This is a genomic window from Rhizobium sp. Root1220, assembly GCF_001426265.1.
Classification (GTDB): domain Bacteria; phylum Pseudomonadota; class Alphaproteobacteria; order Rhizobiales; family Rhizobiaceae; genus Rhizobium.
This window is the reverse complement of record NZ_LMDG01000001.1, coordinates 270,216-291,999: the sequence shown is the minus strand read 5'-3', so window position 1 is coordinate 291,999 and position 21,784 is coordinate 270,216. Positions and strand designations below refer to the sequence as shown.

Genomic DNA, 21,784 nt, shown 5'->3' with positions numbered 1-21,784 from the left:
ATCAGTCGACGGCGACCATCACGTCCGATGCTTTGACGACGGCGTAGGCATCGGAGCCGGCCGTCAGGCCAAGCTCGTCGACGGCCTCGTTGGTGATCGATGCTGTGACGATCGAACCGCCGCCGATGTCGATGCGGACATGCGCCGTGGTCGCACCCTTCTTGACGTCGACGACCTTGCCCTTCAGCCGATTGCGTGCGCTGATCTTCATCAAATGCCTCCCGGTTGCGATCGCAGACCCTAGCCGTTCATCGGCTCCACTGCAATCTCACTCGCCGCGTGGGTAGCGCTGGTTTTCCTCAAGCACATTGAGGTCCATGTGGTTGCGCATGTAGCGTTCGGATGCCTTTTGCAGCGGCTGGTAATCCCAGGGATAGTAGGCACCGTTGCGCAACGCCGCGTAGACCACCCAGCGCCGCGCCTGGCTCTCGCGCACGGCGGCGTCGAAGCTCGCAAGGTTCCAGCGGCTCTCGGCCTGGGCTCTCAACGACGCGAGTGTTGCCGCGTGCGCCGGATCGTCGGCGAGATTGCGGCGTTCCTTCGGGTCCGCTTCCAGATCGAACAGCATCGGCGGATCCATGTCGCACAGCGTCAGCTTGAACCTGCCGTCGCGCAGCGCGACGAGCGGTGCTACCGAGCCCTCGGCTGCATACTCCATCGGCACCGCGCCGCGCCCGCCGGTTCCGTTCGCCAGCTGCGTGAGATCCTCGCCATCCGTCCACGGCGCGAGCTTCGTGATGTCGATGCCGGCAAGTGCGGCCAGGGTCGGTGTCACATCGAGGGTCGACACCGGCTGATCGACAAGTGTGGGCTCCCAGCCGGGAACGGCAATCATCAGCGGCACACGCGCGGAACCCTCGAAAAAGCACATCTTGAACCACAGGCCGCGCTCGCCCAGCATGTCGCCATGATCGGAGACAAACAGGATGATTGTGTCGTCAGCCATTTTGGTGCGCTCGAGCACGTCGATAAGCTCACCGACCTTTTCGTCGATATAGGAGATATTGGCAAAGTATCCGCGGCGCGCCCGGCGGATCTGATCCGGCGTGATCTCGGTGGCCTCGTAGTCGCATGCCGTGAGCAACCGCTGCGAATGCGGGTCCTGTTCAGCGAACGGAATCATGTCGACTTCGGGATCGAGCGCCGGGCAATCCTCGTAGAGATCCCAGAACTTGCGGCGTGCCACGTAAGGATCGTGCGGATGCGTAAAGCTCACCGTCAGGCACCATGGCCGATGGTCTTGGCGCCGCGAGAGGTCGTAGAGCTTGCGGCTCGCATTGTAGGCAACCTCGTCGTCATACTCCATCTGGTTGGTGATTTCGGCCACCCCGGCGCCGGTAACCGAACCGAGGTTGTGATACCACCAGTCGATGCGCTCGCCGGGCTTGGTGTAGTCGGGCGTCCAGCCGAAGTCGGCGGGATAGATGTCCGTGGTCAGCCGTTCCTCGAAGCCGTGAAGCTGGTCCGGGCCAACGAAATGCATCTTGCCCGACAGTGCGGTGTGATAGCCGGCGGCACGCAGGTGGTGCGCATAGGTAGGAATGTCGGAGGCGAATTCGGCGGCATTGTCATAGACCCGCGTCCGGTTCGGCAGCTGGCCGGACATGAAGGATGCCCGTGCCGGGGCGCAGAGCGGGCTTGCGGTGTAGCAGTTGGCGAAGCGCACAGAGCGCTTGGCCAGGGCTTTCAGGTGCGGCGCGTGAAGAAACTCGGCCGGACCATCGGGAAACAGCGTTCCGTTGAACTGGTCGACCATCACGATGAGGATATTCGGGCGCGCCATGCTTGGGTCCTTGCCAAAGAATCAAGGCCGGGTCGCGTACCCGGCTTCGTCTCTTTTAGGACAAGCTGCCGCTCAGCACGAGAACGGTTGCGCTGTTAACGGGGATTATTTGCGACGGACAGCGTTCACGCGGCCTTCAGATCGGCCATGAAGTCGTCGCACCAGCGCGAGACATCATGCTCGAGCAGGTAATCCATCATCCGCCGCCAGCGCTCGCGACGCTCGTCGAGCGGCATGTTCAGTGCTCGCCCCAGACTGTTGGCCGTGCCTTCCACGTCGTAGGGATTGACGAGCAGCGCGCCTTTCAGTTCGCGCGCCGCTCCGGCGAAACGAGACAGAATCAATACACCGGGATCATCCGGATTCTGGGCTGCGACATATTCCTTTGCCACCAGGTTCATACCGTCACGGAGGGGCGTCACCAGCCCGACCTTGGCGAGTCGGTAAAGTCCCGCCAGAACGGGTCGGCTCACCGAGCGGTTCATGTAGCGGATGGGCACCCAGTCCACCGTTCCCAGCGCCCCGTTAACGCGTCCCGCTTGCTCGGCGACGGTCCGCTGCATCTGCTCGTACTCAGGCACTTCCGAGCGCGATTTCGGCGTGATCTGCAAATAGGTCACCTTGCGCTGATGCCCGGGATTGTTGACGACGAAGCGCTCGAAAGCGTCGATGCGCTGCGTGAGGCCCTTGGAATAGTCAAGCCGGTCGACACCGATGATCAGGTCGCGATCTTCGATGCTAAGCCGCGCCTTGTTCACCGTGCTGTGGCTAACCGCCTTCCTGGCAAACTCGGCAAAGGCAGCCGTTTCTATGCTGATCCCATATGCGCCACCCTTGAAGACTTTGTCATTGGCAATGAACCGCCCGTCGCCGAGTGCATCGCCCATTTCCTCGCGGCGCAGGCAGCCGGCGAAATTCTCGAGATCGTAATCCGTCTGGAAACCGACGAGGTCGTAGGCGGCCAGCCCGCGCATGATCTCTTCATGAACCGGCATGGTGAACAGGATGTCCGCCGGCGGCCACGGAATATGCAGGAAGAAACCGATGCGATTCTTGATGCCCATCTGCCGCAGTTCGGCGGCGAGCGGGATAAGGTGGTAGTCGTGGACCCAGATGATGTCGTCCGGCCGCAGCAGCGGCGCCAGCCGGTGTGCGAAGAAGCGATTGACGCGGAAATAGCCGGCCATTTCTTTGCGGCCGTACTCGGCGAGGTCGAGCCGGTAGTGACAGAGCGGCCAAAGCACGCGATTGGCGAAGCCGAAATAGTATTCCTCGACGTCCTTACCGGTGAGATCCGTCAAGGCGTAGGTGATATTACCTTGCTCCTGCAACGAGAGCGGCCCCGGGTCCGTGTCACCGCTCGACTTGCCTGACCAGCCCATCCAGATGCCGCCTCGCTCTTCGAGCGCGGCCTTGAGGGCGACGGCCAGCCCCCCTGCGGGCGCGATACCCCCCTTTTCGGGAACCGGAACGCGATTGGATACAATGACAAGGCGACCCAAGATATTTCCTTTCGTTGGGAAGACAGCGCAGACGTGCCGCAGATCAAACGGCGAACTGCGCAATCAGTTCCCGGACAGCCGCAGCGGCTGGTAGCGTCATGGCGGCCTCTGTTGTGGATGCCGTTGGCCCGACGCGGATCGAATGTCCGCCGCGCCGGTTGGCGACGCGGAACATGGCTTCGTCGGTCAGGTCGTCACCGATTGCGATCGGAAGCCTGCCGGCGAAGGGGGCGTGCGCGAGAAACGTGTCGACGGAATGTCCCTTGTCCGCATTCGAAGGTCGCAATTCCAGCACCATCTTGCCGCGCTGTAATGTCCAGCCCGACCCGACACGGGACTGGAAGGCCTCCATCAACGGCTCGAGATCGGATCGTCTCTCCGGCGCAAGGCGATAGTGCGCGGCGACGGCTGCGCCTTTGTCCTCGATCAGCACTCCTTCAAAACCGGCCGTCGCTTCGCGAAGCTCGATTTTCAGCTTTTCGAAGGCGGTGGTGGTTTCGGCCCGTGCAGTTCGTCCATCCGGCCAGCGCAGTTCCGCCCCGTGCAGCCCAGCGATCGGAAACCGGAATGGCGCAAACAATTGATCGGCATACCCGAGCGCTCTCCCTGTCACCAGGGCAAGGGCGCCGCCGAGTTTTCGAGATGCGGCATCGAGCGCCTGCGGTAAGGTTGCTGGTACGACAATGCCATCCGGCACCTCGGCCAGATCGAGCAGTGTCCCGTCAATATCGAGAAAAAGCGCATAGTTTTCAGGCGAGGACGATAGCGTTTTCAGCAACGACGCTTGCCCCGAAACCGACCGTGGTTCCGTGGCGGGAAATGGCTGCTCTGGGTAGGACATGGTAGCTTATCTATGGCGGCAAACTGGATAGGCAACCCTAAGCGTCACTTTCGATAGCATGCACTCCATCGAGATCCGTTGTCCATGGCAGGGCAGATTGGCAGCATATCTGCTTCGTCGGCACGAGTCCCTGGCGTTGATCGATTGTGGAAATTCCTCCATTCGCCGGAACGCTGACCAGTAAGTTGCTGACAGTCCGTGCAGTGGCAACGGCCCGTGCCATGCATTCCTTCATCCTCAATCGGCTGGCATCACGGCGGGATGGGTGCTGTAGAAGGCCTTGGCGTCGGCGGTGAAGGCGGCACGCTCGTCCGCGCGAGTGTAGAACATGTGTCCACCGCGATAGACCTTGAGGCCAACGCGATCGCCCGCCAGCGACGTCGGAAGATGATCGACGACGTAGCGGCTGACGCCATAAGGTGTGACGAGATCGCTGTAGCCATGGGCAATCAGCAGATGGAATGCCGGATTTGAGCCGAGCAACTGCCGGATGTCGTCGGTGACACTTGCCTGCATGCGCGAGCCGCCGCCGCGCCCTCCGCCCCATTCCCACTTGCGATTGATATCGCTGTCGAGGAGCGAGTAGGTCATCTCCGTCCTGAACCCGAGCTCATGGCGGGCGTAGTCCGCGAAGGCGCCGCCATAGGCGCGGGTAAACCCGTCGAGTATGGCATCGTCACCCCGGTCGTAATCGGACTCCGGGTAAGGGTCGGGCGTTGCGAACGCCGCATCATAGGGGCTGACCACCTGGCCGGCGCGTACGCCGGATTGCTTGGCGAAGGCGCTGCCAAGGAAACCACGGTTCTTTTCAACGACCTCCCGTGGAATGCCTGTCATCTCCGATACCTTGCCATAGAACGACTTCGCCGCGTCACCGGTGGGCGGCGCGCCGGCGAGCGTCGTCAGGTAACCGCCGAGCGCGAACGTCTCGGCATCCCGCTGCCGGGCCGCGTCAAACGCGCCGCGCCGGTCCATGTCGGCTGCGGCGAGCGAAGGTAACTCGAGGGCCGCTCCCAGCGCAAACCGGTCGGCATTGAACATCAGTTCCCCCTCGAGTAGCGGCGAAAGCATGATGGCGCCGGATATAATGATGCCCTGGCTGTCCTTAAGCGCGCCGGCGACCTTGGCGGCGCGGAAGCCGCCATAACTTTCGCCCAGCAGGAATTTTGGCGAGGCGGACCGATTGTTGTGCGCCACGTAAAGCGCGATGGCCTTGGCGACACTCTCGGCATCCGCGCTGACATTGTAGTATTTCGAAGCGTCGTCGGTCTTGGCGGTCCGACTCCAGCCGGTCCCGATCGGGTCGATAAGGACGAGGTCGGTAAAATCGAGCCAGCTCTGCGGATTGTCGATTAGCTTGGCATTCGCTCCGTCATCGCCGTTCGGGCCGAAATCGAGAATTTTCGGGCCCACCAGGCCAAGGTGCAGAAAGGCCGAGGCGGCGCCGGGCCCACCGTTGAAGGCAAAGGTGAGCGGTCGGTCGGGCGGTTGGTCCTTTGCGACGTAGGCGGTGTAAAAAATAGCGCCTGTCTGCGAGCCATCGGGGCCGAAGAGATTGAGCGTGCCGGCCGTTGCAATATAGTCGATCGTCCGGCCGCCGGCGGTTAGTCTGTGCTCGGTGACGGAGTCGTCCGGCAGGAGCTTCAGCACGCCATCGCGCGGTGCTGTTTGAACCGCCGCCGCGCGACCGGTCTTCTCCTGCGCGACTGCCGGGCCAAGGGGGACAAGCAGGGCGGCGGCTAGCAGAATGACCGATCGAAAACGCAAGGCTCTTTCCTCCGTCAAGTGCGGCTTGGCGTGGGGCAGCGTAGCATTGCCGGACAGACCGGGAAATCAACAGATGGTGAGCAGCCGTTCTAACCCACCCGTTCAACCGTACGGGCGTTGACGTGCATGGCCCGGCCGGCGCTCCAGCCGTTGACCGCGGCGCCGACGCCGAGGGCAACGAACAGGACGGCGCACCAGGCAAAGCTGCCGGTCCAGCCGCGGATGAGCCCGACAACAAGCGGTCCGGTCGCGGCAAGCAGGTATCCGACGCATTGCGCCATGCCGGAGAGATGTGCGGCCACATGGGCATCGCGCGATCGCAGAACGATCGTGGTCATGGCAACGGCAATCAGGCCACCCTGACCGATGCCCTGCAGGACAGCCCAGACCCAGACGGTCGACAAAGGCGCAAACAGAAGTCCGAGAAGCGCAACGACCGCCACCCCGCACAGCGACGCATTGATCGCGCGCTGGTCCTTGCCCCTGACAGCTATATGGGGTGCAACCAGACAGGCAGCCGCCTGGACCATCACCGATACGGAAACGATCGCTCCGGCCGTGACGCCGTCAAGTCCGCGCTCGCGCAGGATCGGAACGAGCCAGCCGAAGACGCAATAGGCGAGTGCCGATTGCAGCCCCATGAACAGTGTCACCTGCCATGCGAGCCGGTCCCGCCAGAGACCCTCGACCGAAAAGCCGCTGCGCTTGACTTGCACCCTGGTCGACAGCACCTGCGGCAGCCAGATCAATCCGACGACCAGCGCGGGCAATGCCCAGATCGCAAGGGCGCCAGCCATGGAGCCGCCAAGCATCCGCTCCACGGGAAGCGTCAGACCCGCGGCGCTGGCTGCGCCGGCGCAAAGCGCCATCGTATAGAAGCCGGTCATCAAGGCGGCACGATCGGCAAAATCGCGTTTGACAAGGCCGGGCAGCAGGACATTGCCGACGGCGATGCAGGCGCCCGCCAGCGCGGTTCCGAGGAACAGCAGGGGGACGGATGACAGGCCGCGCATGGCGGTGCCGATTGCCAGCAGGAAAAGCACCCCGAGGAGGGTGCGCTCGGCGCCGATCCGCTGCGCGAGGCGCGGGGCCAGCGGCGAAAAGGCGCCGAGGCAGACGACTGGCAATGTAGTGAGCAGGCTGGAGCCGAGTGTTGACAGGCCAAGCTCGCTGCGGATTTCCGGAAGCAATGCCGACGCACTGGAAAACACCGGCCGCAGGTTGAAGGCAATGAGGACAAGGCTCGCGCCGAGCAACAGGCGCGCCATCGGGCTGCTGTTGGAGGGCGGTTGCGGCTGCGGTACGCTGTCGGCTTCGGCGTCGATCAGCTGTTCGTCCGCAAGGTCGTGGATGTGTAGTGAATCCTGCAGGGGGGCGGTCATGAGTGAAGCATCCGGTCGAGCGCGGTGATGACAGGGGCCATGAAGCGGCGGACCGCTGCGTCAGCCTCCTGCGGGTCGCCGGTCGCAATCGCGTCGATGATGTCGGCATGTGCCTGCATGTCGGGCTCGGGTATGTCGTTTCCAAGCGTGGCGACAATCGTTTCGGCAATCGACGCCGTGAAGAAGTCGTAGATCTCGATCATCGCACGGTTGCCGGAGGCTGCGATGACGGCTTTGTGAAAGGCAAGATCGCGTTCCACGAACCCAGCCGGGTCGCCGCCCGCGAAATTACCACGCCTTGCAAGCAGCGCCCGCAACCCGCTCACCGTGCCGGCTGACTGCCGGCTTGCGGCGAGGCGTGCCGCCTCGACGTCAAGCGCACAGCGCGCCTCGAACAGATCGCGCAGGCTCGCGCGCCGCGCCATGGAAAGCGGCAAGGCTGCGTCGATGGTCGACAGGATGAAGGTGCCTGAGCCCTGACGGGTCTCCAAAAGACCCTGCGAGGCCAGCACGCGTACCGCCTCGCGGATTGTTCCGCGGCTGACGGACAGCGTGGCTGATAGGGTCGCCTCGTTCGGCAGCTTCTCGCCAACTGCCCATCGCTTCGACAGGATCTCGCCGCGTATGGCTTCGATCGCGGTGTCTGCGAGATTTGTTTTTGTCAGAGGTCGCATCTTGGATTACTCATAAAGTCATCAGATGACTTTATGAGTAATCCAAGATGCATTCTTCGTCAATCGGCTATGTAGAAACGGAAAAGGGCCGCCCGGGGCGACCCTTCCATGAGCTTTGGCCTGAAACTTGGCCGGACCGCTTACGCGGTCCAAGGAAGGCGGGTTCAGAGCGAGGGCTGCCTCGCTTTCGTCACCACTTCCATGCCCGTTACGAGGTCCGAAATCTCATTAGACATTGGATCACCTTCCTTTCGTTCTGTTGTCGATGAGTAAAAGGTAGGCCGATTCGCCCGGGATGCAAGAAGAAATCCTTCCCATGCAGCGGCCTGATCTGTTTAGAGTTCCGCCGCGCGCCGGTTTCAGCGGAAGATACTCCAGCGTTTACAACGATTTCTTCATGTGAGCGCGCGCCCTTGCAAGGGCAGGCGAAGCCTGTGGATCGTCCTTGCTCGAACCATGGGGCCACGGTCGAAGCGCGAAGTCCGCCGTCGTGGCACGCACCGTTCAGGAAGGAAGATGCGGCCTTGCAGCATCTCATCGCTTGAAACGTCCGAATTTTGTCATCTTCCGCTTGCAAGTCCTGTGTCTGTTGAGTTGTTATTAACCATCGGATTCGACAATCGTCGTTGCGTTTCAGCATTCTCCCGCTTCGGGCAGGCGGGTTGCGGAGTGAATGAGCATGTGTCGCTGGGCAGCCTATCGCGGAACTCCTCTTTATCTCGAAGAGCTGGTATCCTCGCCCGCGCACTCGTTGATCGAGCAATCCCATTGCGCCACCCGCGCCAAGACCGCCACCAACGGCGACGGCTTCGGCATCGCCTGGTATGGCGACCATCCCGAGCCCGGACGCTATCGGGATACTCTCCCGGCCTGGTCGGACTGCAATCTGAAAAGCCTGGCGCGGCAGATCCGCTCGCCGCTCTTTCTCGCCCATGTGCGCGCGGCCACAGGCGGCGGCACCCGCCGCGACAACTGCCACCCCTTCACCTTCAGTAACTGGTCCTTCATGCACAACGGCCAGATCGCAGGCTTCGAGCGTCTGCGCCGACCGATGGAGGCCATGCTCGACGACGAGCTTTTCAATGCTCGTGGCGGCACGACCGATTCCGAGTTGATGTTCCTGCTTTCCCTGCAGTTCGGCCTGCGACAGGCGCCGATGGCAGCAATGGCCGAGATGATCCGGTTTGTCGAAGGGCTTGCCAGGAAAATTCTCGGTTCCGTGCTGGTGCGCTATACGGCCGCCTTCTCCGACGGCAGCTCGCTCTACGCGATCCGCTATGCGACCGACCACAAGGCGCCGACACTTTATGCCTCGCCGGTCGGCAAGGGCTACTGCCTGGTGTCCGAACCGCTGAACGATGATGTCGATGCCTGGGCGGGGATTCCGGACGGCAGTGCGGTGATACTTGGAGAAAACGGGTTCGATATCGCTCCGTTCCGGCCCGAGCCTGTCAATGCGAAGCCGACGCCTGCGGTCATCCCTGCCTGAGACGCTCGGCGATCAGAGCGGCAAGCCTCGCAGCGACGTCCTCTTTCGCAAGGTCAGGCCATTGCTCGACACCGCTCCGGCTGACGATTTTCACACGGTTGCGCGTACCGCCCATGATGCCGGTGGCCGGCGATACGTCATTGGCGACGATGATATCAGCGCCCTTGCGTTCCAGCTTGGCCTTGGCGTTGTTTTCCAGATCCTGAGTCTCGGCGGCAAAGCCGACGACAAGCCTGGGCCGCATCGTGTGATGGCCGAGTGTTTTCAGAATGTCGGGATTCTCCGTCAGCGCCAGCGTCGGGATGGATTCGCCGGGATGCTTCTTGATCTTCTGGTCGGCGGCGGAAGCCACTCGCCAGTCCGCGACCGCGGCGACCATCACGGCAACATCGGCGGGCAGCGCCGAAAGCACGGCATCCCGCATCTCGTCGGCGCGTTCGACATGAACGGTTCTGACCCCGAATGGATCCGGCATGTTCACCGGCCCCGAGACAAGCGTGACGTCGGCCCCGAGCACCGCGAGCGCGGAGGCGATCGCATGGCCCTGGCGCCCGGACGAGCGGTTGGCGATGTAGCGCACCGGGTCGATGGGCTCGTGCGTTGGCCCCGAGGTGACGATCGCCTTGCGTCCCGCAAGGGGTTTGGGTCCTTCGACGAGAAGAGATTCCGCGGCCGCGACGATTTCGAGCGGCTCGGCCATGCGGCCGACGCCCGCCTCGTGGCTCTCGGCCATCTCGCCGGCCATCGGGCCGATAAAGCGGACGCGATCTCCCCTCAGGGTCTCGACGTTGCGTTTGGTCGCCGGGTGCGCCCACATGTGCGGGTTCATCGCCGGCGCCACGAGCACCGGTCTGTCGGTGGCCAGCATAACCGTCGAGGCGAGGTCGTCCGCCAGGCCGTTCGCCATCTTGGCGAGCAGGTCCGCCGTCGCCGGCGCGATCAGCACGAGGTCGCAGTCGCGCGCCAGCCTGATGTGGCCCACATCCTGCTCGTCCTGCCGGGAAAACAGATCGGTGAAAACGTGGTCGGCAGCAAGCGAGCCGACGGCAAGCGGCGTGACGAACTCCTGCGCGCCCTGCGTCATCAACGGACGCACGGCTGCGCCGCGTTCCCGAAGCCGCCGGATCAGGTCGAGGCTCTTGTAGGCCGCAATGCCGCCGGAGATGATGAGCAGAATGCGCTTTCCGCTGAGAACCATGGCTTTCGTCCATCGCACAAGTAATCGCCGACGACCCTAAGCCTTTGGCGGATAATAAGCAATCGGCAGAGGCTGGAGCTATCCGCCGCCCGGCGGAGATTGCTCGGCGGGCCGCCGGCGGGCACCGATCTGACGCCCGAGGCAGGGCCGGGGATGGCGTCTCCCGCCGGCGCGCCGAGGCGGTATGACACGAAGAGGAAGGCCGCGGTGAGAGAACCGCGGCCTTCTTGTTCCATCATCCGGGCCTATGTCTTAGAGGTTGCTCATCCCGCCATCAATGATGAGTTCGCTGCCGACGATGTAGGCAGCCTCGTCAGAGGCGAGAAAGATCACGGTCTTGGCAACTTCGCCGGCGTCGCCGAACCGGCCGACCGGAATCTGCGATTGTATCTGTGAAGCCATGGCCTTGGAATCAGCTTCCGACATGCCGAGCTTGCCATAGAGCGGTGTGGCGATCGGGCCGGGGCTGACGGCATTGACCCGGATGCCGCGACCGATGAGCTCCCCGGAGAGCGTCTTCGCAAGCGTCAGCAGCGCACCCTTCGTTAGCGCATAGACGCTGGAGTTCGGCATTCCGATGTGGGCGTTGATCGACGTATTGAGCACGATCGCCGCCTGTTTCGAAAACACCGGCAGCAGCGCCTGAATGAGGAAGAATGGACCTTTCACGTTGGTCGCGATCGACTTGTCGAAAGCAGCCTCGCTCCACTGTTCCAGGGGTCCAAACTCGGCAATGCCGGCATTGACGAAGAGAATGTCGAGATGCCCGAAAGCATCCTTGATGGCGCTAGCGACGATCTGCTGACCGGCGGCATTGCCGGCGTCTGCCTGGATGACAAGCACCTTGTCGCCGAGTTCGGCACGGGCGGCTTCGACGCTCTTGGCGCTGCTGCCGGTGACCGCGACGCGAGCACCTTCTGCGATGAATTGGCGGGCGGTTTCAAGCCCGATACCGCTGGTGCCGCCGGTGATAAGGGCTGTCTTGTTGTTGAGGCGTGACATTGACGTTGGTCCTTGCTTTGCGGGCGTCTTGCCCGATGAGGTTGTGTAACAGGCTGTGGGATAAGATGCCTTGTGGCGCGGTCTCGATCACCTTCTTAAAAGGAAGGTAATCGGGAGCACGGTCAGGTGCGGGTGATCGAGGCGCCGCCATCAACCAGTGATGCCGTGCCCGTAACGAAGCTTGAATCATCGGAAGCCAGATAAAGCACCGAGCGGGCCAGTTCATCCGGCGCGGCAACACGCTTCAGCGCATGCAGGTTGGTGATGAAACCCTGCTTGTCCGGCGTATCGTTCATCTCGCGATACATGTCGGTATCGACAGCACCCGGCAGCACGGCATTGACGCGCACCTTCTTCGCGCCGAATTCGGCGGCGAGCGCCTGCGTCAGGCCGATCAGGCCGGACTTGCTGGCGGCATAGGCGGCAACGCCAGGGAAAGCGAAGCTGTAGCCGACGAAGGTCGAGGTGAAGATCACCGAGCCGCCGCCAGTCTTCTCCATCTGGCCGATCTGATGTTTGGCGGCCAGGAACGAGGCCGTCAGGTTGATCGTCAGCGCCTCGGCAAAGCCTGCTTCGGAAACGCCGGTGCTGGGACCAGCCTCGCCGAGAATGCCGGCATTGTTAAAGGCGATGTCGAGCTTGCCGTAGCGTTCGACGGCGGTGGCGACCAGCGCCTTGTGATAATCTTCCGAGCGGACGTCGCCCGCAACGGCAAGGGCGTTTCCGCCGGCAGCCTTGATCTCGTCGACAAGGCTATCGAGTTCGGCCTGGCGGCGGGCGCCGACCACGACCTTTGCGCCTTCGGCGGCAAAAAGCTTGGCCGTGGCGCGACCGATGCCGGAGCTTGCGCCGGTGACGATGGCGACTTTTCCATTCAAGCGGTTCATTGTTCGATCTCCGTGGTTGGGTTGGGGTGGCGAATGCCGCCCCGTTCGATAACTGGAAGATGGCATTTTCTTTTTGTTCGGATTAGTCTCCAGATAACGGAACTCGAATTCGGAAATGCCGAACGATGATCAGGATTGAGGGACTAACGGCCTTTGTGACCGTTGTCGAATCCGGCTCCGTCAGCGAGGCGGCGCGACGGATGCGCCTGTCCAAGTCAGTGGTCAGCGAACGGCTGGCCGAGCTTGAACGATCGCTCGGCGGCGTGCTGCTGCACCGCACGACGCGAAAGCTGACATTGACCGAGGACGGCACTGCCTTCCTGCAGCGCGCCAGCCGGATCATCCAGGAGATCGAGGAAGCATCTGCCGAAATGACCGAGCGGCGCGGCACACTCTCCGGTCCGCTGCGCATTGCGGCGCCCGTCACCTTCGGGCGCATGCATCTTGGGCCCGCACTCTATCCGTTCCTGGCGGAGCATCCGGAAATCGAGCTGGTGCTCGACATCGACGACCGCCGCGTCGATGTTTCGTCGGAAGGCTATGACGCCGTCGTGCGGAACGGTCCGATCGTCGATTCACGGCTGGTGGTGTGGAAGCTTAGCCGCAGCCGACGCATTCTGGTCGCGTCCCCCGATTATCTTGACCGCCACGGAACCCCCAAAACGCTTGCCGATCTTGATGGTCACAAGGGTGTATTCTACACCAATCGCGGTGTTGCCGACTGGCGTTTCCAGACGCCGGATGGTGCGATCGTGGTCCGCGCCAGCCAGGCGGTGGGGATGAACAACGGCGACATGATCCGTGATGCCGCGATCGCCGGGCTCGGCATCGCGCTTCTTCCAGCCTTCATCGCCGGCCCGGCGATCCGCGAGGGGCAACTTCGCGAGGTCGATGTCGGCTACCGACCGGAAGCCGAGTTCATCTATATGGCCCATCCCGAGGGTCGCAATCCCTCCGCCAAGCTGCGGGCGGTTGCCGAGCATCTGCGCAAGACCTTCGGCGATCCGCCCTATTGGGATCCGGCCGGCTGATCAGCTTAGGCCCGTCATTCTCGCTAACGGCTACACGTTCTTAAGTGTGCGCCGAGGCTGGGCTCCGCGCATGCCGCTCCAGAGGTACCAGATGACAGCGATCAGGATAATTGCGCCGCCGATGATCGTCGCGATGGAGGGGATCTCGGAGAAGGCGAGCCAGACCCAGAGCGGGCCGAGCACGACGTCCAGCAATCCGATCAACCCTGCTTCACTGGACGGAATATAGCGGCCGCCGGTCATGAAGAGGAGATAGGCGATCCCGGATGTGGTGGAGCCAAACACGGCGAGCACCAGGATTTCCTGCCAGCTCGGCAGGCTGTGAGACATCAGGGGCAGGCAGAGCAATAGGCAAAAGCCCGAACCGAGCGCATTGACCGGCGCCAGCCGTAGCGCTGGGTAGCGCCGTGCCGCGACCAGCAGGATGCTGAAGGTCAGGGTCATCAGAAAGGCAAGTGAATTGCCGGCAATGTCCTGGGGTCTGGCCCCGAAGCCCGCGACGATCACCACGCCGACGAAGGCAATGAGGCTGGCGATCAGCACACGCCTGCTGATCGCCTCCTTCAGCCAGAGATAGGCGATGATGGCCGCGACGAACGGAACGGTGGCGTAGATCGCCAGCACGTTCGCCACGGTCGTCAGCTTCAGCGCGCCGACATAGCCATACATCGAAGTGGCCGCCATCAGCCCGAAGAGTGGATAGAAATAGAGCGGCACCTTGCCGGGAACCGCGCTGATACGCTGCTTGGCCAAAATGATCATCGTCAGCGCCAGCCCGCCAAACAGCGAGCGCCAGCCGAGCACGGTCCAGAGATCCAGATCGAGAGCGCGGACGAACAACCCCGCCGTACTCCACATGATCGTAGCGATGCCAACGAGAAGCATACCGTAGGTGCGGGGCTGCATGGTGAAATCCGTTCAGCAAGGTGGTATATTCGATACCGGCAGCCGATGTGTAGCAAACATCGGCATGGCGCAACCGGCCCGTTGCGCCACATCACAGCGCAATCGGGCGCTCGCCGGCTGCGGTCGTTAGCCGAGCCGGATATACGGAATGTGCTTCATGCCCACCTCGTCCAGCGCCTCCTCGTAACCCGCATCCGCATAGCGCATGACGCCGAGCGCCGTGTCGTTGGTCAGCGCGTGGTCGAGCCGCTCGTCGGCGGCCTCCGTGCCGTCGGCGACCACGGTGACGCCGCAGCTCGTCATGTAGCCGGCATAGCCGCCGCCGCCGGAATGGACGACGACGAGGTCGGCCATCGACGAGCAGAGCATCATCGCGTCGATAAGCGGCCAGTCGGCAATGGCGTCGGACCCGTCCTTCATGCGCTCGGTCATGATGTTCGGATGCGCCATGGCGCCGGCGTCGAGGTGGTCGCGCGAAAAGGCGATCGGTCCCTTCAGTTCGCCGCCTGCCACCAGTTCGTTGACGCGACGGGCAAGCGCGGTGCGCTCGCCATGCCCGAGCCAGGCAATCCGCGCCGGCAGGCCTTCGAAGGGAACATGCTCGCGCGCTAGCCGAATCCAATTGGTGATGATCTTGTTGTCGGGAAACATCTCGAGCAGCAAGTCGTCGATGCGGGCGATGTCGCTTTCCTCGCCGGAGAGCGCCATCCAGCGGAACGGGCCGATCGCCCGGGCAAAAAGCGGTCGCAGATAGGCTTCCGTAAAGATCGGAATGTCGAAGGCATTGGCCACGCCGCCTTCTTTCGCCTGCGTGCGGATCAGGTTGCCGTTGTCGAAGACTTCCGCGCCCGTCTTCTGGAATTCCAGCATGGCGGTGACATGCTGGACGATCGAGGCGCGGCTTGCGGCCATCAGTTGTCCCTGGCCGTCGTCGCGCAACTCCCTGACCTGGGCGATGCTCATGCCCTTCGGCACGTAGCCGTAGACGAGGTCATGCGCCGAGGTCTGGTCGGTGACGATGTCGGGCACGATGCCGCGCCGCGCGATCTCCGGGTAAACCTCCGCCGCATTGCCAACGAGGCCGACCGACAGCGCCCTTTTATCCTTCACCGCCGCGTCGATCATCGCCAGAGCCGTGTCGAGGTCGGGCGCGATTTCCTGCAGGTAGCCGATCTGCTGGCGTTTCTTCGCCCGTTCCTCGTCGATGTCGACGCAGAGGATGGCGGCACCCGCCATGCGGCCCGCCAGCGGCTGCGCTCCGCCCATGCCGCCGAGCCCGGCGGTCAGCACGAAGCGGCCGTGCAGATCGCCGCCGAAGCGCCGCTCGGCAATGCGCATGAAGATCTCGTAGGTGCCCTGGATGACGCCCTGGCTGCCGATATACTGCCAGGCGCCGGCCGTCAGCCCGCCCCAGCAGATCAGCCCCTTGCGCTGCAGCTCGTAGAACACCTCGGCCTTCGCCCATTGCCCGACGATGTTGCAGTTCGCCATGATCACCAGCGGCGCCTTCGCATGCGTCTTGACAAGCCCGATCGGCTTGCCGGACTGGATGAGCAGCGTCTGGTCCTCGTCCATCTCGGTCAGCGCCTTGACGATACCTCTGTGCGCCGCCCAGTTGCGCGCCGCCTTGCCGAGTGCAGCGTAGACGATCAGATTATCCGGGTCTTCGCCGACGGAGAGAACGTTCTCGAGGAGCCGCAGCAATGCCTCCTGTCGCCAACCCTTGGCACGCAGCTCCGGCCCGCCGGGGATCGGAAATTTCGGATGACGTGGATTGGGCTTGGGCATGGTGTGGTTCCTATCTGGTTTCCTGTGTCCCCATCTCCCGCTAGAAGATGGGGCAGCACCCTCAGCGTTTTCCTGCCAATGCATACTTCGCGATCTCGATCCCCATCGCCTTCTCCACCGAGGGATAGACTGTCGGGTCGAGCACGCTGGCCGACAGCGGAATGATGCCCATCGGCACATGCAGGATGAAGACGTGCATGCCGCCCTTGAGCTGCCCGACGCTGAGCGGCTCGCCCTCCGGCGACAGCGTCGTGATGACCGAGGGGAATGTCGCGACGCGCTTGCCGTCGGCGTCGTCGACCGCCATGTACTCGTTCATCACATGCATGGTCACCGCCTTGTCACCGGCACCGACGACGATCGTGCCGATGTCGAAGGCGTCCTTGGTGTAGACGACGTCCTTCCTGGTAATGATGCCTTCGGCAAGGATATGGCCACCGGTCGTGCGGCAGATCGCGTCGATGACCGTCGATCCGCCGATCCGTTCCGCGGCGATGATCGCCTCGCCGAGCGCAAGCGCCATCGAGATGCCGCCGAGCGCCGCATGGCTGCGCACGTAGGAGGCGCGCAGCGGATTGCGGCAGCTGGCGATGAATCCGCCCGACTGGTCGGCGGCAGCGCGCAACACCGGCGAAACCTTCGCCGTTGCGCCCTTCACCACGAGCTCGATGTATCGGTTTTCCGCCCGATTGCCGCCGACGGCGGTCTGGATCATCGGCTCCGGCGAGCCGGCCATGCCGATCGAGCCCATGTCGCCGGTCGGATGCGCCCGGATATCGCCGACGGCGTCCACCACCTTCGTGCCGAGGATCGCCGACGGCAGCCAGCCATTCAGCGTCGAGGATTTGCCGTTCTGGCCGATAATCAGCCCGGAGAGTTTTTCGCCGAGTGCCTCCTGCAGCAGTTGCACAGCTTTCACATAGTCGATGCCCTGCATTTCCCAGGGTGTCGTGGAGGCGGGAGCACCGATCGCCGCCGCCGTCGCGATCCAGCCGTCGTCCTTCAGCTCGTCGATCGAGACCAGCTCCGGCTTGCCGACATTGACTGCTGCATAGCCGAGCATGCGACCGTGATCGGCCCATCCGCCGCCGCCCGCGGCATAGACGGAACCGCCCTTGACCGCCGCCTCGACGTCCTTTTCAACGAGTATGCGTCCCATTCGTTCTCTCCTGGATCGTTCCTGTCCCGACCGGCCGTTATGTGGCCCCGATCGGGTCGTGCATTCAGATCTGCCTGTCCATCTCGCGCACTGCCTCGAACAGCACAGCAGCGCCGAGTGCGATATCGTCATTCTCCGCCCACTCGTCGGCGGAATGGCTGCGGCCCTCCTTGCAGGGCACGAAGATCATCGCCGCCGGCGCCACCTTGGCGATCCAGGCGGTGTCGTGACCGGCGCCGGAGGCCATGCGCCGATGCTTCGCACCGACCGTGTCGCAGGCCCGCTCCAGCGTTGAAAGCAGCTCGGCATCGCCCGGCGTCGGGAAGTTGTCGGAGACACGCACCGGGCTCTTGATCGAGACGCCGTAAGTAATCGCTAACTTTATGACATGCGAGTCCAGCCATTCGCAGAAGGCTTCCATATCGTTGCGGATCTCGGCGCGCCCGTCGATCAGCAGCACCGCCTTCGACGGTACGACATTGGCGGCGTTCGGCTCGATCCGGAATTCGCCGACCGTCGCCGCGAAATGCCCCGGCCGTTTCGCCCGTTCAACCGCCGCATTGCGGATGTCGAGCACGAGCTGTGATGCTGCGATCAGCGCATCCGAGCGGCTGTCCATCGGCGTCGTGCCGGCGTGATCGGCGCGGCCCTCGACGGTGATCTCGATCCGCGTGATCCCGGCAATCGCCGTGACGATGCCGATGTCTTTCCTCTCGTTTTCGAGCACCGGTCCCTGCTCGATGTGCAATTCGAGGAAGCCTTTGATGTCAGGCCTGTTCTGCTGCAGCAGGACCCCGGGCCGGCCGCCGACCTCGGCAATCGCCGTCGCGAGATCCCGTCCGTCCGTCACGCGCGAAAGCCAGGCTTCAGGAAATTGCCCGGTCATGCCACGGCTGCCGATGCAGGAAACGCCGAAGATGCTGACCTCTTCTGCGAGGAACTCGACGATCTCCAGATCATGATCGAGTTGGATATCCTGATCCTGCAGAGCGCGCGCAACCTCCAAAGCCGAGATCACGCCGGCGATCCCATCGAAGCGCCCGCCGTCCGGCACCGTATCCGAATGTGACCCGACCATGATCGTGCCCGAACCGGGTTTCGCCCCGGCGCGCTTACCGATCAGGTTGCCGGCCGCGTCGATCCGAGTTTCCAGCCCCGCCGCTTTCATCCGCGCTTCAATATAGGCGCGGCCTTCGAGAAACAGCGGCGAAAAGGCCCGCCGCGTCCACGGATGATCCGGCTCAGTGATGCGGGCCAACGCATCGATATCTTCGGCGATGCGGTCGGCATTGACGGGCAGGTTGCGGCTCATGCGGTCTCTCCGGCGATCACCTGCCGCGGCAGCGGGCGGACGAAACGGCCTGTCCCCGGCTCGGCCGTCACCGTCGAGCCCTCGGCGATCTGCTCGCCGCGCAGATAGGTCGCGGACACCGTCCAGGGAAGGCGGATGCCGTTGTAGGGGCTCCAGCCGACGACATTGTTGCCGCTCGCGGCGGCGTCGTAGATGGTCTCGCGCGGCTCCAGCACGACGATGTCGGCGTCCTTGCCCGGCGTCAGCGCGCCCTTCACATTGTCGAGGCGGAAGTGTTTCGCCGGGTTCTCGGCCATCAGCTTCGCCGCCCATGTCAGCGGAATGCCGCGCTCGGCGGCACCCTTGACGAAGAGCGGCACCATCACCTCGAGCCCAGGCACGCCGGAGGCGTTCGCCAGCATGTCCGGATTGGTTTTGCGGTTCTCCGACCAGCTCACATGGTCAGTCGAAACCAGCCAGACATTGCCTTCCGCCACCTTGCGCCACAGCGTCTCGACCTCGGCGCGGGGCCGGATCGGCGGGTTGATCTTCGCCTTGCCGCCCAGATGCTTCACGTCGTTTTCCTCATCGAGCGTCAGGTAGTGGATGCAGCATTCCACCGTCGCCTCGAAGCCGTCCCGGCGATAGGCGCGGGCGATGTCGTAGCCGCGCCCTAGCGAGCAATGCACCACATGCGACGGGCAGCCGGTATGGGCACCGGTCTCGAAGATCGTGTGCATGGCCAGCAGCTCGGTGATCGGCGGGCGGGATAGGCCGTGGGCGCGATAGTCGCTGACGCCGCTTGCCTTCACCTGCTCGATATAGGTGCGCACCGCCTCGTCATCCTCGTTATGGACACCGGCCGTCAGGCCCGTCGGGGCGATCGCTGCGAAGCAGGCGTCGAGCAGGGCAGGGGGAATGCGCGGGAAGCGCTTGGGGTCTGTGCCGAAGGTCGAGAACTTGAAGGCTGCGACGCCGGCGTCGACCATCTCGCGGATGCGCGCCGGTCCATCCTCGGGGTCGACCGTGCCGTAGAGCGCGAAGTCGACACGCGCCTGCGGGCTAGCATGCTCGACCTTCCGCCTCACCGCTTCCGCCGAGCAGACGAGATTTCCCTCGTCATAGGGCATGTCGACGATCGTCGTCACGCCGCCGGCGGCTGCCGAACGGGTCGACCAGAGGAAGTCTTCCTGGTCCTTCTGCGACAGTGAATGCACTTGCGCATCGATTGCGCCGGGCAGGATCAGCGCCTTGCCAAGCAGATGCCGCTCCCTGGCGGCGGGCGGAACGCCGATGCCGACTTCCGCAATCCTGCCGTCGCGAACGGCGACGTAGCCCTCCTCGACAATGCGCTCCGGCAACACGACCGTGCCTTGCAGAACGAGATCGAAATCAGCCATGCCGCAATTCTCCGTGTAAGCTCAAAGTCTCAGATGACGACCGATTCCCGCGTCAGCCTCTGTTCGATGCGCTCAAGCGAGCCGAGCGCAAAGAAATCGTCAAAGGAGGCGATTGGGACCTGCTCGATCAGCTTCGAGATGAATTCGTCCGAGCCAAGTTCTTCCTCTATCGCCTCGACTTCTGCCGAGAGCGGGCGGTCGACAGTGTAGAAATCGGCATGTTTGCGGACGACGTCGTAGATCATGCCCGACACACCCTTCGGAGTATCGTTGAGGATGTCGGCAGCCTGTGATGCAAGCAACGCCTCAAGCGCTGCAAGACGCCGCAACGCCCGGGTCTGGCGCTCGAAGCGCTCGATCACCAGTGGCAGGAAGGCTGCCTCGTCCTCCAGGCCGGCGGCGACGACGAGCGACTGCGCCGAGACCGGGTTCGACATCGACAGCACCCGCGAAAAGATTTCACCGGCCAGCTTGATGATGGGGCCGAAGCCAGTGGCGATCCGACCCGGCGGCACGAGGTTGACTGGGAGATCACGCCGTTGGCCGTTGCCGAGCAGTACGCAGCGATTGAAGGCGTTTCGGGCCGCATGGGCCATGCAAAGCGCTGCCGATTCCAGCAGGATCGTTACGTCGAGCGGCAGCGAGCCACCGGATGTCATGACACGACCCTCGACCACCACGGGATTGTCATCCGAGCGGCCGGTGGCTGCAAGGATTTTGTGTCCTGTCGTCAGCAGGTTCTCGATGACGGCGCCAAACACCTGCGCCACCATGCGCAGGCTGAGCGGATCCTGGACATGGGTGGTGACGGGCCATTCCCATTGGTCGGAGGCATTGCAGAGCCAGGCGCCGATCAAGGCTTCGCGCGACGTGCCGACGTGCCGCACGGCCCGCCATGGATCACGCGATGCACCAAGCGAACCGGATGCCATCATGCCAGTTGCCAGCAATATGCGTATCGACGCGGCCGCATTGCGGGTTGCATCGGCTGCGGCGGCAAAGGAGACGGCATTGACGCTGAGCGATGCCAGGCTGTCACGCGGCGCCATCATCACCGGCTTGAGGCCGGCAGCCGCAAAGGCGTCGGCCGCTTGCATGCGCTTGCCGCGATAAACCGCTTCACCGACGCCGGTCAGCACCGCGCCGATCTGTCCCATCAGGCCAATGTCGGCACAGCCGATCGAGCCCGTCCGCCGCACCACCGGAATGACGTCGGCATCGAGCATGCGGATATAGGCTTCGACCAGTTCCGACGTGCAACCGACCTGGCCGGTCAGCGCCGTATTCACCCGAATCGCCATGGCGTTGCGAACGACTGCGCAGGAAAACGGTGTGCCCGTGCCGAAGTGGTGAGCGCGCACGAGGCCAAGGCTGAAGGCTTCCAGATCCTCCGGCGACCATTCGACGTCTTTCATGGCGCCGACGCCGGTGGTGGCGCCATAAACAGGCGTACCGGCCGCGATGGCATCCTCGACGACCGCGCGGGCGATCTCGACGCGGGCCATGCCGGTCGCCGAAGCCGAAAGCGCCACCTTGCCGGCGCCGATTCTCGCCATCTCGGCAAAGCTCAGGGGCTGGCCGGAAAGTTCGATGCCGGGGCGTTCATGCTTCATCTGCCGTATCTCCTTGAAAAGCGAGACTATGCGACGGCGTCAGGCGACGGGATATCCCAAATATCGAACAC

At 63.4% G+C, this 21,784-nt stretch carries 18 protein-coding genes; 2 read left to right on the top strand and 16 right to left on the bottom strand.

What is annotated here, in order from left to right; translation table 11 throughout:
* Position 1 precedes the first annotated feature (1 nt).
* The 7 genes from ASC90_RS01410 to ASC90_RS01380 form a co-directional block, all read right to left on the bottom strand.
* Positions 2–211: a molybdopterin-binding protein gene (locus ASC90_RS01410; RefSeq protein ID WP_056534547.1), complete on the bottom strand. Its 210-nt coding sequence runs from the start codon at positions 209–211 to the stop codon at positions 2–4.
* 57 nt (positions 212–268) lie between these two features.
* A complete protein-coding gene (gene betC / locus ASC90_RS01405) occupies positions 269–1,783 on the bottom strand; it encodes a choline-sulfatase (protein WP_056534544.1) in 1,515 nt (504 codons plus the stop codon).
* Between the two features lie 125 nt (positions 1,784–1,908).
* On the bottom strand, positions 1,909–3,285 hold the full coding sequence (otsA, locus tag ASC90_RS01400; RefSeq protein ID WP_056534542.1) for an alpha,alpha-trehalose-phosphate synthase (UDP-forming): 1,377 nt from the start codon (positions 3,283–3,285) through the stop codon (positions 1,909–1,911).
* A 43-nt stretch (positions 3,286–3,328) separates the two neighbouring features.
* Positions 3,329–4,126 (bottom strand): trehalose-phosphatase, encoded by a 798-nt coding sequence (gene otsB / locus ASC90_RS01395; protein WP_056534540.1) that lies wholly within the window; start codon positions 4,124–4,126, stop codon positions 3,329–3,331.
* A gap of 237 nt (positions 4,127–4,363) precedes the next feature.
* The gene (locus tag ASC90_RS01390; protein ID WP_056534538.1) at positions 4,364–5,893 is read right to left on the bottom strand and encodes a carboxypeptidase; all 1,530 of its coding nucleotides are present in this window, start codon (positions 5,891–5,893) and stop codon (positions 4,364–4,366) included.
* 89 nt (positions 5,894–5,982) lie between these two features.
* Complete coding sequence (locus tag ASC90_RS01385) at positions 5,983–7,275, bottom strand: MFS transporter (RefSeq protein ID WP_056534536.1); 1,293 nt, start codon at positions 7,273–7,275, stop codon at positions 5,983–5,985.
* Positions 7,272–7,949, bottom strand: coding sequence for a FadR/GntR family transcriptional regulator (locus tag ASC90_RS01380; protein WP_056534534.1), 678 nt, complete (start codon positions 7,947–7,949; stop codon positions 7,272–7,274). Before ASC90_RS01380 ends, ASC90_RS01385 begins: the two co-directional genes overlap by 4 nt.
* A gap of 679 nt (positions 7,950–8,628) precedes the next feature.
* On the opposite strand from ASC90_RS01380, the gene ASC90_RS01375 reads away from it, so the two are divergent.
* Positions 8,629–9,438, top strand: coding sequence for a class II glutamine amidotransferase (locus ASC90_RS01375; RefSeq protein WP_056534531.1), 810 nt, complete (start codon positions 8,629–8,631; stop codon positions 9,436–9,438).
* Here ASC90_RS01375 and coaBC read toward each other — a convergent pair.
* The 3 genes from coaBC to ASC90_RS01360 all read right to left on the bottom strand — a co-directional run bounded on the left by coaBC (position 9,425) and on the right by ASC90_RS01360 (position 12,525).
* The gene (gene coaBC / locus ASC90_RS01370; RefSeq protein WP_056534529.1) at positions 9,425–10,636 is read right to left on the bottom strand and encodes a bifunctional phosphopantothenoylcysteine decarboxylase/phosphopantothenate--cysteine ligase CoaBC; all 1,212 of its coding nucleotides are present in this window, start codon (positions 10,634–10,636) and stop codon (positions 9,425–9,427) included. The two genes, ASC90_RS01375 and coaBC, sit on opposite strands and share 14 nt — an antisense overlap.
* 252 nt (positions 10,637–10,888) lie before the next feature.
* Complete coding sequence (locus tag ASC90_RS01365; protein ID WP_056534527.1) at positions 10,889–11,638, bottom strand: SDR family oxidoreductase; 750 nt, start codon at positions 11,636–11,638, stop codon at positions 10,889–10,891.
* A 122-nt stretch (positions 11,639–11,760) separates the two neighbouring features.
* A complete protein-coding gene (locus ASC90_RS01360) occupies positions 11,761–12,525 on the bottom strand; it encodes an SDR family oxidoreductase (protein WP_056534525.1) in 765 nt (254 codons plus the stop codon).
* A 125-nt stretch (positions 12,526–12,650) separates the two neighbouring features.
* Between ASC90_RS01360 and ASC90_RS01355 the strand changes: the two genes are divergently transcribed.
* A complete protein-coding gene (locus ASC90_RS01355) occupies positions 12,651–13,556 on the top strand; it encodes a LysR family transcriptional regulator (RefSeq protein ID WP_056534523.1) in 906 nt (301 codons plus the stop codon).
* Between the two features lie 30 nt (positions 13,557–13,586).
* Here ASC90_RS01355 and ASC90_RS01350 read toward each other — a convergent pair whose 3' ends face one another.
* From ASC90_RS01350 to ASC90_RS01325, 6 genes are all read right to left on the bottom strand, one after another.
* Positions 13,587–14,462, bottom strand: coding sequence for a DMT family transporter (locus ASC90_RS01350; protein WP_056534521.1), 876 nt, complete (start codon positions 14,460–14,462; stop codon positions 13,587–13,589).
* Between the two features lie 126 nt (positions 14,463–14,588).
* Positions 14,589–16,250 carry a urocanate hydratase gene (locus ASC90_RS01345; RefSeq protein WP_056534519.1) on the bottom strand — a complete coding sequence of 554 codons (1,662 nt, stop codon included), beginning with the start codon at positions 16,248–16,250 and terminating at the stop codon, positions 14,589–14,591.
* Positions 16,251–16,311: 61 nt separating this feature from the next.
* Positions 16,312–17,409 carry a DUF917 domain-containing protein gene (locus ASC90_RS01340; RefSeq protein ID WP_056534517.1) on the bottom strand — a complete coding sequence of 366 codons (1,098 nt, stop codon included), beginning with the start codon at positions 17,407–17,409 and terminating at the stop codon, positions 16,312–16,314.
* A 64-nt stretch (positions 17,410–17,473) separates the two neighbouring features.
* Entirely contained in the window at positions 17,474–18,721 is a 1,248-nt protein-coding gene (locus ASC90_RS01335) for a Zn-dependent hydrolase (RefSeq protein WP_056534514.1), read from the bottom strand.
* A complete protein-coding gene (locus ASC90_RS01330) occupies positions 18,718–20,100 on the bottom strand; it encodes an amidohydrolase family protein (RefSeq protein ID WP_056534512.1) in 1,383 nt (460 codons plus the stop codon). The genes ASC90_RS01335 and ASC90_RS01330 overlap by 4 nt, the downstream gene beginning before the upstream one ends.
* Positions 20,101–20,129: 29 nt before the next feature.
* Positions 20,130–21,713, bottom strand: a complete 1,584-nt coding sequence (locus tag ASC90_RS01325; protein WP_056534510.1) for an aromatic amino acid lyase — start codon at positions 21,711–21,713, stop codon at positions 20,130–20,132.
* Positions 21,714–21,784 lie beyond the last annotated feature (71 nt).

Excerpts from the sequence above, each read along its gene's own strand:
- ASC90_RS01345 (WP_056534519.1), bottom strand. The coding sequence starts at position 16,250 with ATGCCCAAGCCCAATCCACGTCATCCGAAATTTCCGATCCCCGGCGGG.
- ASC90_RS01385 (WP_056534536.1), bottom strand. The coding sequence starts at position 7,275 with ATGACCGCCCCCCTGCAGGATTCACTACACATCCACGACCTTGCGGAC.
- ASC90_RS01410 (WP_056534547.1), bottom strand. The coding sequence starts at position 211 with ATGAAGATCAGCGCACGCAATCGGCTGAAGGGCAAGGTCGTCGACGTC.
- ASC90_RS01350 (WP_056534521.1), bottom strand. The coding sequence starts at position 14,462 with ATGCAGCCCCGCACCTACGGTATGCTTCTCGTTGGCATCGCTACGATC.
- otsB (WP_056534540.1), bottom strand. The coding sequence starts at position 4,126 with ATGTCCTACCCAGAGCAGCCATTTCCCGCCACGGAACCACGGTCGGTT.
- ASC90_RS01355 (WP_056534523.1), top strand. The coding sequence starts at position 12,651 with ATGATCAGGATTGAGGGACTAACGGCCTTTGTGACCGTTGTCGAATCC.
- ASC90_RS01335 (WP_056534514.1), bottom strand. The coding sequence starts at position 18,721 with ATGAGCCGCAACCTGCCCGTCAATGCCGACCGCATCGCCGAAGATATC.
- ASC90_RS01340 (WP_056534517.1), bottom strand. The coding sequence starts at position 17,409 with ATGGGACGCATACTCGTTGAAAAGGACGTCGAGGCGGCGGTCAAGGGC.
- betC (WP_056534544.1), bottom strand. The coding sequence starts at position 1,783 with ATGGCGCGCCCGAATATCCTCATCGTGATGGTCGACCAGTTCAACGGA.
- coaBC (WP_056534529.1), bottom strand. The coding sequence starts at position 10,636 with ATGGTTCTCAGCGGAAAGCGCATTCTGCTCATCATCTCCGGCGGCATT.
- ASC90_RS01375 (WP_056534531.1), top strand. The coding sequence starts at position 8,629 with ATGTGTCGCTGGGCAGCCTATCGCGGAACTCCTCTTTATCTCGAAGAG.
- ASC90_RS01380 (WP_056534534.1), bottom strand. The coding sequence starts at position 7,949 with ATGCGACCTCTGACAAAAACAAATCTCGCAGACACCGCGATCGAAGCC.
- ASC90_RS01365 (WP_056534527.1), bottom strand. The coding sequence starts at position 11,638 with ATGTCACGCCTCAACAACAAGACAGCCCTTATCACCGGCGGCACCAGC.
- ASC90_RS01325 (WP_056534510.1), bottom strand. The coding sequence starts at position 21,713 with ATGAAGCATGAACGCCCCGGCATCGAACTTTCCGGCCAGCCCCTGAGC.
- ASC90_RS01330 (WP_056534512.1), bottom strand. The coding sequence starts at position 20,100 with ATGGCTGATTTCGATCTCGTTCTGCAAGGCACGGTCGTGTTGCCGGAG.
- ASC90_RS01360 (WP_056534525.1), bottom strand. The coding sequence starts at position 12,525 with ATGAACCGCTTGAATGGAAAAGTCGCCATCGTCACCGGCGCAAGCTCC.